General features: G+C 48.0%; 13 protein-coding genes and 1 riboswitch. Of the genes, 10 read left to right on the plus strand and 3 right to left on the minus strand.

Going from position 1 to position 14,007, the window contains the following annotated elements; all coding sequences use genetic code 11:
• Positions 1-27 precede the first annotated feature (27 nt).
• Together ACWGOO_RS08275 and ACWGOO_RS08280 are read left to right on the plus strand one after the other, a co-directional pair.
• Positions 28-1,128, plus strand: coding sequence for a glycosyltransferase (locus ACWGOO_RS08275; RefSeq protein ID WP_452482377.1), 1,101 nt, complete (start codon positions 28-30; stop codon positions 1,126-1,128).
• Between the two features lie 5 nt (positions 1,129-1,133).
• Positions 1,134-2,462, plus strand: a complete 1,329-nt coding sequence (locus ACWGOO_RS08280) for a UDP-glucose dehydrogenase family protein (RefSeq protein ID WP_452482379.1) — start codon at positions 1,134-1,136, stop codon at positions 2,460-2,462.
• Between the two features lie 464 nt (positions 2,463-2,926).
• Here ACWGOO_RS08280 and ACWGOO_RS08285 read toward each other — a convergent pair whose 3' ends face one another.
• Complete coding sequence (locus ACWGOO_RS08285) at positions 2,927-3,124, minus strand: hypothetical protein (RefSeq protein ID WP_452482381.1); 198 nt, start codon at positions 3,122-3,124, stop codon at positions 2,927-2,929.
• Positions 3,125-3,174: 50 nt separating this feature from the next.
• Here ACWGOO_RS08285 and ACWGOO_RS08290 point away from each other — a divergent pair, with 50 nt between their 5' ends.
• The 4 genes from ACWGOO_RS08290 to ACWGOO_RS08305 all read left to right on the plus strand — a co-directional run bounded on the left by ACWGOO_RS08290 (position 3,175) and on the right by ACWGOO_RS08305 (position 9,218).
• Positions 3,175-4,551 carry a sugar phosphate nucleotidyltransferase gene (locus ACWGOO_RS08290; RefSeq protein ID WP_452482383.1) on the plus strand — a complete coding sequence of 459 codons (1,377 nt, stop codon included), beginning with the start codon at positions 3,175-3,177 and terminating at the stop codon, positions 4,549-4,551.
• Positions 4,552-4,704: 153 nt separating this feature from the next.
• Positions 4,705-4,785: riboswitch (cyclic di-GMP riboswitch) on the plus strand.
• Between the two features lie 13 nt (positions 4,786-4,798).
• The gene (locus tag ACWGOO_RS08295) at positions 4,799-6,385 is read left to right on the plus strand and encodes a glycosyl hydrolase (protein ID WP_452482385.1); all 1,587 of its coding nucleotides are present in this window, start codon (positions 4,799-4,801) and stop codon (positions 6,383-6,385) included.
• A gap of 49 nt (positions 6,386-6,434) precedes the next feature.
• Positions 6,435-8,723, plus strand: coding sequence for a hypothetical protein (locus ACWGOO_RS08300; protein WP_452482503.1), 2,289 nt, complete (start codon positions 6,435-6,437; stop codon positions 8,721-8,723).
• A 312-nt stretch (positions 8,724-9,035) separates the two neighbouring features.
• Positions 9,036-9,218, plus strand: coding sequence for a hypothetical protein (locus tag ACWGOO_RS08305; protein ID WP_452482387.1), 183 nt, complete (start codon positions 9,036-9,038; stop codon positions 9,216-9,218).
• 54 nt (positions 9,219-9,272) lie between these two features.
• Here ACWGOO_RS08305 and ACWGOO_RS08310 read toward each other — a convergent pair whose 3' ends face one another.
• Complete coding sequence (locus tag ACWGOO_RS08310; protein ID WP_452482389.1) at positions 9,273-9,641, minus strand: helix-turn-helix domain-containing protein; 369 nt, start codon at positions 9,639-9,641, stop codon at positions 9,273-9,275.
• 327 nt (positions 9,642-9,968) lie between these two features.
• Between ACWGOO_RS08310 and ACWGOO_RS08315 the strand changes: the two genes are divergently transcribed.
• The 4 genes from ACWGOO_RS08315 to ACWGOO_RS08330 all read left to right on the plus strand — a co-directional run bounded on the left by ACWGOO_RS08315 (position 9,969) and on the right by ACWGOO_RS08330 (position 13,182).
• Entirely contained in the window at positions 9,969-10,691 is a 723-nt protein-coding gene (locus ACWGOO_RS08315) for a YveK family protein (RefSeq protein ID WP_452482391.1), read from the plus strand.
• Positions 10,692-10,698: 7 nt separating this feature from the next.
• Entirely contained in the window at positions 10,699-11,223 is a 525-nt protein-coding gene (locus ACWGOO_RS08320; RefSeq protein ID WP_452482393.1) for a CpsD/CapB family tyrosine-protein kinase, read from the plus strand.
• A 263-nt stretch (positions 11,224-11,486) separates the two neighbouring features.
• A complete protein-coding gene (locus ACWGOO_RS08325; RefSeq protein ID WP_452482395.1) occupies positions 11,487-12,407 on the plus strand; it encodes an ABC transporter ATP-binding protein in 921 nt (306 codons plus the stop codon).
• Complete coding sequence (locus ACWGOO_RS08330; protein WP_452482397.1) at positions 12,400-13,182, plus strand: ABC transporter permease; 783 nt, start codon at positions 12,400-12,402, stop codon at positions 13,180-13,182. The genes ACWGOO_RS08325 and ACWGOO_RS08330 overlap by 8 nt, the downstream gene beginning before the upstream one ends.
• A 348-nt stretch (positions 13,183-13,530) precedes the next feature.
• Here ACWGOO_RS08330 and ACWGOO_RS08335 read toward each other — a convergent pair whose 3' ends face one another.
• Positions 13,531-13,992: a bactofilin family protein gene (locus ACWGOO_RS08335; RefSeq protein WP_452482399.1), complete on the minus strand. Its 462-nt coding sequence runs from the start codon at positions 13,990-13,992 to the stop codon at positions 13,531-13,533.
• Positions 13,993-14,007: the final 15 nt, after the last annotated feature.

A 14,007-nucleotide genomic window follows, 5' to 3' on the forward strand; every position in this document is an offset into this window, starting at 1 on the left:
CGACATTCGCGTTAAAGGATGATTAAGATGAAAATAGCGATAGCACACGATTACTTAATCCAGATGGGCGGAGCGGAAAGGGTGGTAGAGGTATTCCACGATATGTATCCGGAGGCTCCAATCTTCACAACGGTGTTCAGCGACGACCGCCTGTCGAACAACTTGAAGGATGCAGATATTAGAGCCACCTGGCTACAGAACATCCCGGGGGTGAAGGCCAATTTCAAAGGAGTGCTGCCGCTGTACCCCATCGCTATCCGTGATTTAGATTTTAGGGATTTCGACATTGTTCTAAGCTCCAGCAGCGCATTTATGAAAAGCATCCAGGTACCGAAACATACGTTTCACATTTGTTACTGTCACACACCGATGCGGTTTGCCTGGGATTACGATACATATATGGCCCGGCAGTCCAAATCCAACCTGCTCAAAAGTATGCTAAAGCTTTACATGAATCGGTTGAAAACATGGGATGCCAAAACTTCTCGCAACGTAAACCAATTTGTCGCCAACTCTTCGGTCGTCAAACAGAGAATTCTGCACTATTACCAACGGGAGTCGGATGTTATTTTCCCTCCTGTTAATACATCCCGTTTCAAACGCGCTACAAGCATCGGTGATTATTACCTGATCGTATCCCGGTTAGTGTCCTACAAGCGCGTTGACCTGGCGATTGAGGCATTCAAGCGCAATGGTCTCAAGCTGCGCATTGTCGGTGAAGGACCGGATCGTAAAAGGCTGGAAGGCATGGCTTCCCCGAACATTGAGTTTCTTGGCAGGCTTGAAGACGAAGAGGTCAACAAGCTAATGGCAGAATGCCGTGCGCTCGTTTTTCCGGGGGAAGAGGACTTCGGTATCACGCCTCTGGAGGCGAACGCAGCAGGACGGCCTGTTATCGCTTATCAGGGCGGGGGAGCGCTGGATACCATTGTTCCTCATGTGAATGGTGTATTTTTCCGCACACATCAGGTAGAGGATGTGCTGGAGGCGGTCGCCAAGGTCGAGCAGCATGCATGGGATGTGGACGGTATCATTAGCCATGCACGCAAATTTGATGAAGATACGTTTAAGGATCATTTCAAAAAGTATGTGGAACAAGCCTATGTGAACTTTCTAAAAGGAGGATGAATGGAATGAAGCTGGCTGTAATCGGTACTGGATATGTTGGGCTCGTCTCGGGCGTGTGTTTTGCACATAAAGGTAATGAGGTGATTTGTGTCGATCTAGAGCAGCATAAAATCGACATGCTGAACCGGGCGGAATCTCCTATTTATGAACCTGGCATTGAGGAATTGATCGCGTTAAATCTGGAAGCGGGTCGTTTGGAGTTTACTTCGGATTTGGCCGACGCGGTTCGCCGCTCGGATATCGTTATTTTGGCGGTGGGTACGCCTTCTCTGGCTAACGGCGAAGCGAATCTGTCCTACATTGAGCAGGCGGCTGCTGAGGTCGGAAAAGCCATAAACGGGTATAAAATTATTATGACCAAGAGCACGGTGCCTGTCGGAACGAACGAAAAGATCAAGGATGTGCTGGCACGTCATACGAGTTTTTCCTTCGATATTGTATCCGCTCCGGAATTTTTGAGAGAAGGCTCTGCTATCAATGATACACTCCATCCAGATCGCATCATTATCGGTTTGGACAACACGGGGCTGCGTGAAACGATGGTTTCGTTGCATCAGGTGTTCACGGATAAAATTTATGTAACGGATATCCGCAGTGCAGAGATGATCAAATACGCGTCCAACGCATTTCTGGCGACCAAAATCTCTTTTATCAACGAAATCGCCAATATTTGCGAAAAGGTAGGCGCGGATGTTACCTGTGTGGCTGACGGTATGGGGTTGGACAAACGAATCGGGTCCTCTTTCCTGCAAGCTGGGATCGGGTACGGCGGCTCTTGCTTCCCGAAAGACACGAATGCGCTCATCCAAATTGCGGGCAACGTAGACTATGAATTTAAGTTGTTAAAATCGGTGGTCGAAGTTAACACCGACCAGCGTTTCATGATCGTATCCAAGCTACGCGAATCGCTGGGTCAGCTGCATGGCGTGCCAATTGGCATTTGGGGCTTGGCCTTCAAGCCCAATACAGACGATATCCGTGAGGCTCCGGCACTGGAAATCGTCGAAACGCTCATCCAGGCAGGTGCTATTGTGAAGCTGTATGATCCGATTGCAATGGAAAAATTCAAGGAGCGCGTGGATCATCCGAGTATTGTATGGTGCTCATCCCCACAGCAAGCTGCCGAAGGAAGCGACGCGGTCTGCCTGCTGACCGATTGGGAAGAGTTCAAAAACGTCAATCTCGTACAACTGGCTTCCATTCTGCACAAGCAAGTCCTAATTGACGGTCGTAACGTATTTACAGAGGAGCAGATTCAAGGCTCCGGGCTGGAATACTATTCCGTGGGTCGTCCGCGGATGAGTGGGTGGAACAGAGATAAGGTTGAAGCTTAAAAGTGACGGATTTAAAAGTGAAACATTAAAAAGTGACTATGGTGCTGTTGGAGGCGCTGCGCGTGCAGATTGTTCTTCCGATTGCTGTTACCCCCGGATTTTCTTGATTGGGTAAAACATTCAAAGGTTAAAATCCGGGGATAAAGGCAAACGCTAACGCTTCTTCAGAACAATTCTGCCCGCTCCGCTGCTTTTACCACATGGAGTCACGATTTTTAACCTCCCACCTTATGGGGTGGGAGCAGGAAGGGCGTATCGTAAGGAGCGGCACAGTTGAAGCCGCTCCTTACGATCAAAGCGCCTCGCGGCTGTACCGCGCCGCTCCTGCGGATTAGGCTACCATGCGGCTGAGCCGCGAAGCTCCTGTGGAGCAAGGCTGTCATGTGATTGCGCTATGCTGCTCCTTCTGAGCAAGGACGCCATTGCGATTGCCGAAGGCAATCTCGGCGTGGCAGGGCTGAACGTTACTTGAAGCCCGCAAGCACGGTAGGCAAGCCCGTGAGCGTCTTGACAGGCTGACCGGACTTGAATTGTCCGGTCGTGCCTTTTGCAATACACGGTATGATCGGCATGATGCATATTTGAGTAGCGCAGGGATGGATTTGAATCTGGAGAAGCGAAGCGATCGTAAGATCAAATCCATCCCGTAGCGGGCTACTCAACCTTGCCCCATCCGATCACCTAACCCAAATTAGAGAGGAAGTGGAGAGTTATGAAGCTCGTACTTTTGTCTGGTGGTTCCGGTAAAAGATTATGGCCTTTATCCAACGATTCCCGTTCCAAACAATTTTTGAAGGTACTGGAGAGCCCGGAGGGGATTTCGGAATCGATGGTGCAACGGGTGTGGAGACAACTGGGGGATAACGGCTTGTCTGAATCCTCGTTCATTGCAACAGGGAGAGCGCAGGTCGAAATGATTCAAAGTCAGGTTGGGCAGGATACACGCATCATCGTTGAGCCGGAACGCAGAGATACCTTTCCCGCCATTGCGCTGACAGCAACCTATCTATATTCCATCGCTGGTGTTTCGCCTGATGAAATTATTGCTATATTGCCTGTAGATCCTTATGTGGATGAAGCTTTCTTTGGTACAGTCGCCCAGTTGGAGCACACACTTCAGGAGAGTGGGGGCAAGCTTGCATTAATTGGGGTCGTCCCTTCCTATCCATCTGAGAAATATGGTTATATTATTCCGAAAAACGATGCCACCCAAGGTAGCACAGGCTATCGTGAAGTGAGCCATTTTCAAGAGAAACCCGACCGGGAGCAGGCGGAGCGTCTGATTGAACGCGATGCTCTATGGAACTGCGGGGTTTTTGCATTCAAATTGGGTTACTTGCTCGATATCTTGGCATCCCAAGGATTGCCGCTGAACTATGAAGAAATGCAAAAGCAATACGCTTCCCTGGAAAAAATCAGCTTTGACTACGAGGTAGTCGAGAAGGAGAAGGAAATCGTTGTTCTTCCGTATGATGGATTTTGGAAGGATTTGGGTACCTGGAACACCCTAACGGAAGAAATGTCCCATCAGCAAGTGGGTAGAGGTGTGGTAACGAAAGATTGCGTCAATACGAGCCTGATCAACGAACTGGACATTCCCGTGGCGATCATCGGAACGAATGATCTGATCGTAGCCGCCAGCCCGGATGGCATCCTTGTGACCAATAAGGCGGAAAGCCCGCGCATCAAGGAAGTGCTCAAGGCTCATAATCAGCGTCCAATGTACGAAGAGCGCCGTTGGGGGCATTATCGGGTAGTGGATTATGTGAAGTATGACGAGGGCAACGAGGTATTGACCAAGCGAATCCGTGTGCTGCAAGGGAAAAATATCAGCTACCAGCTTCATTTCAAACGGAGTGAAATTTGGACCATTATTAGCGGTGAAGCAGAAATTATTTTGAATGAAAAGCTGCATAAGGTGAAGGCTGGTGATGTGGTTCGCATTCCAGAAGGGACGAAGCATAGCATTTTGGCCGTGACGGATGTGGAATTGATCGAGGTACAGACAGGTTCTGAGCTGGTCGAAGAGGATATTGTCCGCTTTTGCATGGATTGGGATGAAATTTCCCGTCACCAGTTTATTTCATAACTATTTCGTAAAGGTGATAAAAGGCCATTATATGAAGTTTTTTAGCACAAACTGTCGAAAATACGCGAAAATATGTAAATTCATGAACATGAGCTATTAAATTTTGGCAAAAAAGAGTCGATATTTAGGATAAGAAGGAATCCAAACTCCTTCCAACGATAAATGCAGCCCTGTCGAAAGGTAGGTACGCAAAGCTAAAGGGCCTTCTATAAGGATGGCAGCCTGGCTACCGAAAGGAAGAGCAAAAGTGAGATTTAATTTTATTCCTCTATATCGACTGATACGTCATGTACTCCCTTTTGTTATACTTTTTTCTTTGTTGCCCGTCGGTTTTGGTGAATCTCTGTTCGTGGCGAATGCCGCTATATTACAACCTGTTAATTCGAACGCTTCTACTCAGGCCCGAGAACTATACAGCTATTTACTCAGCATCTCGGGGGAAAAAACAGTCACCGGTCAGCATGATTATTTGGAAAGTCCGGATGAATTCAGTAACAGAGTCCAAGAAATCAGTAATGCATATGCTGGTGTACATGGCTACGAGATGGGAGCCATCTCTGGTCAGTCCGCCGCTACGGAGGCAGCACAACGTAAAAATGTCGTCGATAGCGCTATACGTTGGAGTAAAGCTGGCGGCATAGTTACGATGACTTATCATGAACCGCTGCCGGGTAAACCACTGACTTGGGCCAATGTGCAGGCGAAAGTAAGCCAGGAGGAGTTCAATAAATACGTGACGCCAGGTACTACGCAATATAATCTTCTCATTGCCGATCTGGATAAGGCCGCTGTATCGTTAAAGCAGCTTCGTGATGCGGGCGTTCCAGTATTATGGAGACCTTACCACGAAATGAACGGTGGCTGGTTCTGGTGGGGAAACAAAAATAATTTTAATCAGCTGTGGAATATTATGTATGACCGTTTTGTAAACACGCATCAACTGAACAATCTCCTGTGGGTATGGAGTCCGAACGCTCCTAATTCGTACACTGTCCCATATACCCCGAAATATCCGGGGGATGACAAAGTGGATATCTTGGCTGTAGACATCTACAACAATGATTTTAAGCAAAGTCATTATGAAGGACTGCTCGGATTGGCACAGAATAAGCCGATTGCCATTGGGGAACAAGGTGAGGTGCCCAGTCCCGAGGTAATGCAGGCTCAGCCCAAATGGGTGTATTCCATGACTTGGGGCAATATGCTGACCGAGAATAATACAACGGATCAAATTCAGGATTATATGAATGATCCGAGGAGCTTAACGCGAGATGATGTGAAAAAAGGGCTGGCAGCCTTTCAACAGCCCGTGACAGATGTACCGACCTTACCGGACGAGGGACAAAGCGATCCTATCCCGGCACCGCCAGTAGTGACCGTTCCCCCATCTGTTTCGGATATAGTCCACACAAACGGACTGCGGGGTGAATATTATAACAGCATGAATCTAGACGGCACCGCCGTTTTGGTTCGCACGGACAGTAAGCTGGACTATAACTGGCGCGCCGCCTCGCCTGATCCCGAGGTGAAGGCTGACCAGTTCTCGGTCCGCTGGACGGGCAAAATCAATCCGCAATATAGTGAGACCTATACGTTTACCACGATATCTGATGATGGTATTCGTGTATGGGTAGACGGCAAGCTGATTATTGATAGCTGGTTCAAACAAAGCTGGACCGAACGCAAGGGCAGCATTACCTTGCAAGCAGGCAAAATGGTAGATCTGAAAGTTGAATATTATGATGAAAAAGGCGACGCAATGGCACGTCTGATGTGGGAAAGTCAGCATGAAGCGAAAGTGGTGATTCCCGGCAACGCTTTGTTTCTTCCCTGATATATACTCCTTTCCCACCCAAAATTTCGAGGAGAAAGGGTGAAACACAATAATGAAAAAATGGTTGACCCAAAGGTATATAGTAGTATTGGCCGGGCTACTGGGGGCCACAGCTATGGCGATGATCGCCTGGTTTATTCATACGCCTTCAAAGAGTGAAAAACTTCAGACGGATAAAGTAGCGGCGGCCAGTCTGGTATGGAAGCTCGGTCAGCAGGATGACTCTTCAGCCGAATTTAAAGGTGTGGTCGGTAAGGGCAAAGTCATTATTTCTGCGGCCCCTACCGAGTCGTCTGCTAAAGAAACATCGTCAGCGATGTCCATAGCAGAGAGTACAACGGCTCCGGTATTGCTCAGCAGTGGAGATATCTCTCCGGGTTTAAATGCGTCCACGAATCCTGAACTGACCCTCCAGTACAAGCTGGGTCAGGTTCCTCCTTACGGGGTTATATTCCGTGTACGGATTTTGGATGCGGGCAAAGCCGTTCCCCAAATGGCTGTATTTTCAAATCATCAGTTGTCCGGTATCATTCAGGTTGTCGGGGTTTCCGGCACAGGCAGTGCATATAATTTCAAAAACAACTACGAGCTGTATATACCCAAAGAGCAATTGCAAAGCGGTATTAACGTACTCAAGCTAAAGGCAGCACGCTGCTTATACTGCTCATCTGCTGAAGATGAAAATGTGTGGTGGACTTGGGATGACTTGAGCTTGGAGACGTTAGCTTCACCTGCGAACGAGCCGATACACGGTAAATATATACTGACCGGGACGAATGTGAACAATAAAGAATTTTATTATGATCAGGGTGCAGTTAAACATTTACCATACGTTCTAAAATGGCTGGGAATTGCATATAGCGGCAATGTCATGAGAGTCACTTGTGCCAGTAATGTGAACAAGGCATGCACAGACGTGGGAGATTACTACCAAACGTTGAAGCAGTATAATATGCAATCGTCGGCTTTGTATTTATATACGGGCGATATCAAGCTGCAAAAAGACGGCTCCCTGCCAGAGACGGCCAAGCAAAAATTGCGTGATTATGCAAAAAAATATGGTTCATATCTGCAATATTATGAAGTGGATAATGAACCGGGATTGTTTAATCGCTCGAAAGCGGTCGATCTGGCCGTGGCCAAGTGGCTGAATACGGAAGGTAAGCAATTGGTGCCGCATCTCAAAACGGTAGCGCCGGGCTGGGCCTACTGGCCGAAGTATTCGACCAAGGCATGTAAAAACCAAGCCGGAGTTAGGCTGAAATGCGGCGATCCGGATGGATGGGAGCGGGACCCCGCACAACGTAAACAGGTGGAGGATGTCACCGACCTGACTAACGGGCACGCCTACGGCGAATCGTATAATGAAGAGGATGGAGGCAGCTTCGTTCAAAATCTGAAAACTTTCGGCGGTTCGAGCAACGGGCTGAAGAAGAAGATGCTGAATACGGAGTTTGGTACGAACGATACGCATCGGGACAACCCTGATTACGGGGCCAGTCAGCCACAAGCAGCAGCGTTCGACCGGATTATGCGTTCGCAGATCGGCTTTACCGATATATTTATCCAGCATGCTGCTTTTTATAGGGACTACGCGCTGTTTAAAAACGGCTTTGACCTGCGAAATCACAATCCGGCGCATACGGAAATTTATCCGTTCGGACAAGGGCAGGACAGCCGTGTAAACATCATGAGACGCTTGAGTCTGGCTTATGCTACACACGGAAACCCATTGACTTATAAGGTACTGAATCCGGAGGAAACGAAGGATAGGATGGTCTATGTCCGTGCAGTGGATACATCCAAACTGAAACCGCTAGCTGGCAGTGGCGCCACCTCGGACAAATTGCTGGTGAATCTGGTGAATTTCGAATCCACAGCACAGACGATTCGTGTACGGGTGACGATGCCGAAGGCTGGTTTGTACACGGGGGAACGCTTCGGAGCCGGCTCTACGTACAGCCAGGCACAGCGTTCCATATCAGGGCTCAAGGCTTCGCCTGCCCTTGATTTTCAAGAAAAGCTGGGTCCCGGCGAGTCAGTGCAATACATTCTGAAACTGAAAAGTACAAATCAGGCCGTAGCTTCGGCCCCTACAGAGGTGAAGGCCGCCGCTGTTCAGGAAGACGCGGTAAAGATTGATTGGCTTCAGGCAAAAGGCGTATCCGCCTATGATGTGCTGCGTGCGGACGGGACAGACGGGGCGTATCAGGTGATTGCCTCGGAAGTAGCGGGAAGCACGTATACGGACCACACCGTGAAAGTCGGAAGTCACTACGTCTACAAAGTCCGAGCGACCGGGGGCACCCAGGTATCCCCGGCGGCCAAGGTCACTTAATCAGGACAGATACAGAGTAGGGTCAAAGTCGAAGAATACCTTACATGGAACCGAAAACAGAGTGCCAAAGAACCTATTAAGAGAAAGAAGAACCTGACAGGTTCTTTTTTTTACCTGTAAATCGTTCTGATTTGGCAGATCATTGCGTATATTTTAGAAAAAAACACGAAAATCTTTTCATTTTCTCGCCATAAGACGACAACATTGCAGGCATGTATTCATATATAATAGTTCTGCTCATAACAATACATACATGGTTTGTAAGGATTCTCTTTCCGGTAACCAAGAATGATAAAGTGAGGTTAGTGCCGAATGAACAAGGAGACAGAATCAGGGATGGACAGCCCTCTTCTACGAAACAACGCACGGAAAGCAGACAAACCTGTCGTCCACTTGGAGATCCGGGATATTTTGCTTCAATGCGGTATCACGATGCCGCAATGTCTACAGAGCGAAGCTGGCGGAACCAAGGGCCGGAAGGATAAGAACGTGTAAAATACCAGTTGCCGGCACTGCTTAAAACAGGAGTGAACTGGCTCGCACCCTTCTTTATTCCATCATTCGTTCCATGCGGACAAACGCGATAAAACGCTTGGCTTCTTCCTCAGACAAAGTTCGTCCGTCAATGGTCAAATTAAAACGTTGCAGGATATCTTCATCGGACAACTCCAACTGATCCACAAATTGCCTCACATCTGAATCCAAAATCGCTGCCGGATGACTAGTGCGACCTACCAAGTAATCAATGGATACCCCGAAAATGTCTGCAAGCTTGGTCAGTATCTCAAAATCTGGCTTGCGCCGGTTTCTTTCATAATGAGAAAGAGCCGCTCGTGTAATTCCGAGGGCTTGCGCTAGTTCCTCTTGTTTTAATTCCTTATATTCCCGTAATTCAGCGATACGGGTGCCATAATTCATCTGATATTCCTCCTGAGTGCAAGGTTAAGAAAGTTGCAAATTTACGCTTGAAAAGATACAATACGTATCATAAATTAGTTGTATAAGTTAAAAAAAGTCACATAACGTATCTATATTTGGTAGTTTTCACGTATGTCATGGTTTATATACCTTAACAGGCCAGCGAATAAGCATTTGTGCTTATTCGCTGGCTAGATCTTCTATGCGCTATTATATAACATTTTACTATAGATTAGAGGCTCATGCATCGTTCTTTTCCCCGGTATGCAGAGGATCAGTACAAGCGTTATCACATCGAAAACAAGTCAATCAGAGAGGACTGGTCTTGTGCAGCTGAAAGAGTACATTCGTATGATCCGAAAAAGAATAGGATTGATTGGCGGTATCGTATTGTTGGTATGTGCTGTGATGGGCGTGAAACATGTATATTTTACCCCTCAGGTTTATGAAGCGACAGCAAAGCTTATTATCAACCAGGCGCCAAGGCCGGATCGTGCGGGTGTCGTCGATTACAGTGTCGTTCAAACGAATATAGCCTTAACGAGCGCCTATAAGCAAATTATGATGTCCTCGGCAATTATGGACCAGGTGGTCGCCAGCTTCCCCGATCTCAAGGTCACTCCGTCAGCTCTGACGCAGAAATTAAGAGTAAACACTGCAGGTGATTCACAGGTCATGGATTTAACAATCCGCGATTTATCGTATACGAAGGCTGTCAAAACCGTAAATGCGGTAGCCAAAGTATTCAAACGCCAAATTCCCTCTATCATGAAAATGGACAATGTCACGATTCTAAGCGAAGCCAGCCTGACTGAACCGGCTGTTCCCGTGAACAGTAATTCTGCTATACAGATGCTTATTGCTTTTACCGCCTCCTTGCTGCTGGGTATAGGCTTGGCGTTTTTGCTGGAAGTGCTGGACGATACCTTTAAAAATGAAGAGGAGGTTAAGAAAGAACTCGGCCTGCCTATCCTGTCCCTGATTACGAAAATGAAAAAAGAAGACAAACGTTCCGGCGGATCCACCACAACTCCCAAACAGGTAGGTTAAGGACAATATGCCGCGATTAATCAATAACCAGCTCGTCACATCCCTGCATGCCCAATCTTCCGTTTCGGAGGAGTACCGCATGCTTCGCACGAACATCCAGTTTTCCTCTATAGACGAGCCGATTGAGGTTATGATGGTGGCGTCAGCTCAGGCGGGTGAAGGCAGGACGGTCACGATTAGCAATTTGGCTGTAACGTATGCGCAAGAGGGGAAAAAGGTGCTCGTCATGGACATGGATTTGCGCCGCTCTTCTTTGCATCACATGTTCGGCTTGCGTAATCATACCGGTCTGACGCGGGTCCTTGCCAACCAGCAGCCATGGCAGGATGTGGTTCAGGAAACCGGGATCGATCATCTGTATGCCATTACAGCCGGGCCTACTCCGACGAATCCGTCCGAAATGCTCAGTTCCCGCAGAATGAATGCTCTAATGGCTGAGCTGAAGGAGCATTATGATGTGATTTTAATGGATACGCCGCCATTGCTGCCCTTTCCGGATGGCTTCATTATAAGCGGGCTGCTACACTATTGATGATGGGTCTGGTGCTTATACCGCTTACATATCCCACATACATCTGTAGAGTAATCCAGTAGAATGTCCAACTGAGGGAAGGGGCGATTTGTGCTGTTCAGAAGAAGAACGGCTTCTGCGTTCGTCGCAAGCTGCTGTATTTTGCATTGATATGTGGGCTGTTATGGCTGGGTCTGCGTTAAATATGGTACAATACTTCCAAAACCGGAAATGAACAGAAAAATAGAAAAGAGCTTCACTCCGGATGGAAGGAGTTTCATAGTATGCAGCAAGTGACAGGACAGCCTCCCGTCATACGTATGGAGGGTGCGAGTAAAATCATTTCCTCAAAAGCGATTGTGGACGATCTGACGCTGGAGGTTCCAGCGGGGCAGGTATTTGGTTTCCTCGGACCGAACGGTGCGGGAAAAACAACCACCATCCGTATGATGGTTGGCCTGATTTCGATCAGCAAGGGCGATATCCATATTTGTGGAGACAGCATCAAAACCGATTTTGAAAAGGCAGTTTCCCACATCGGTGCAATTGTCGAGAACCCGGAAATGTACAAGTTTCTGACAGGCTATCAAAATTTGCAGTATTTTGCGAGAATGTCGCCGGGGGTGACCAAGGAGCGCATAGATGAGGCGATCCGACTGGTAGGACTCGGAAACCGGATTCACAATAAAGTCAAAACCTACTCGCTCGGAATGCGGCAGAGACTCGGGGTTGCACAGGCTATCTTGCATCGACCGAAGCTGCTCGTGCTGGATGAACCGACCAACGGTCTGGACCCGCAGGGAATACGCGAACTGCGGGATTATTTGCGGCAGTTGAGCCGGAGCGAGGGAATTACAGTATTCGTATCGAGTCATTTGTTGTCCGAAATGGAGCTGATGTGCGACCGTGTCGCCATTATCCAAAACGGTCGGCTGATTGACATCAAGCAGCTAAAGAGCACAGGTGGAGAGGCCCAGACGGCGGAAATTGCTTTTGAAGTGAATGATATCCAGCAGGCCTATGCGCTTGCCGGAGCAGGACGCGTCGAAGGTAACCAACTGCTGCTGCATCTGGAGCGGGAGCAAATAGCAGACATGAACAGTCTTCTGGCTGCAAACGGAGTCAAGGTATATGCGATTCGCCCGGTGGCCCGTACGTTGGAAGATCAATTTTTGGAAGTGACGGGAGGCGGGTCCATTGGCTGACTTCTTCAGGCTGGTACATAACGAAAATCTTAAAATTTACTTGCGTGTACGGACGTGGATTATGCTAGGGCTGCTGGCGGTCATTACGGCTGTGATTCCGATGCTGATTGCCCTTGTTTCCGATCAGGTCAACGTGTGGGATGGTATCGTGTTGACGGTGATGTTTACATTTTTCCTCAATACGACGTTTACGGTCATTGTAGCGGCTGATTCCGTGGCGGGTGAATTTACATGGGGAACCATCAAGCTGCTGCTTATCCGCCCTTGGACCCGCAGCAAAATTCTTTTGTCCAAATATATATCAGTCATTCTGTTCAGTCTGCTCGGAACGTTCATTTTAATTGCGATGGTTACGCTGTCCTCTTGGCTGATGTTATCCAAAGATACGCCAGTCGGTTCGATTCCACCGTTCAGTGATTCGATATCTTATGTAACACTGAATTTCTTGTACAGCTATATTGCTTTATTCGTGACCATCGCCTTTGCTTTTATGCTGTCCGCTGTTTTTCGTTCCAGCGCCTTGGCGATTGGCCTGTCTCTGTTCATGATGTTCACCAAAACAATCTATAATTCAATCGGTTTGTTTAGTACAGATCGCTATGCATGGACCAAATACGTGCTATTTACGCATATGGACCTGAAAAAATATCTCGATATGCCGCCGGGTACGGTAAGTTCTGGTTTGACCTTTTCGCTCACCGTGTTGGCCGCCTATTATGTAGTTTTTATCGCAATTGCTTGGGTGGTTTTTGTAAAACGGGATGTTTCAACCTAAACCCGATCCTCTGATTCGATCTGATTTTCATCATGAGGATTCCACAATATCCTGAAAGAAGCGCCAAAAGGACGTGTTAAATGGCTATCCATTTGCACGTCCTTTTGGCGCTGTATCTATACAATTACCACTACAGATTCTGCGTGCCGGGGTATATTGCAACCTATTTTCAGCAAGAATCAATCAATAGGGTCTGTCGATTTGCATTTAAAGAGGGTGAAGATCCGCTGTCACGACTGTCGGATACGTTGAATGAAGCTTTTTCAACCCTGTCCGATTCTTCGGTTAAGCTGGTATCATACATGTCATATGGTGGAATGAATGGAGGATAGGATGGAGTAAATGGAATTATCCCGACTCTGATTGCAAGGTTGCTTGACTGGTATCCCTGCCTTTGCGAGTACCGGATTGTGATACAAGATCAGAATCGTCAATTGAAGCAGACGGTTTTGCGTCTTTCGTTCGGATCATCTGACTCGTACCTTCCAGTACGCCGCCTTCGGAGATGACCAGCGCGGCGGCGGCTACCTTGCCGTACAGCTCGCCCGTAGGCGTGATCGTCAGTCGTCCCTCTGTGGTGATGCTGCCGAATACCTTGCCGGCAAGGATGACGTCTCGTGCGACGATATCCGAACGTACGACAGCAGATTCCCCGATCACGACGGCGCGAGTGCTGCGGATATCGCCCTGAAAATGGCCATCAATTCGAATATTGGCCTCAGCCTCAATCGTACCTTCAAAGCTGGTGCCGTTAGCCAACAGCGTATCGGTCGCAGGAGTGGACAGCTTTTTTTTGGAGTCCTTGAACATGTTGTTTTCCTCCAA

This window comes from Paenibacillus sp. NPDC055715 (genome assembly GCF_053617595.1).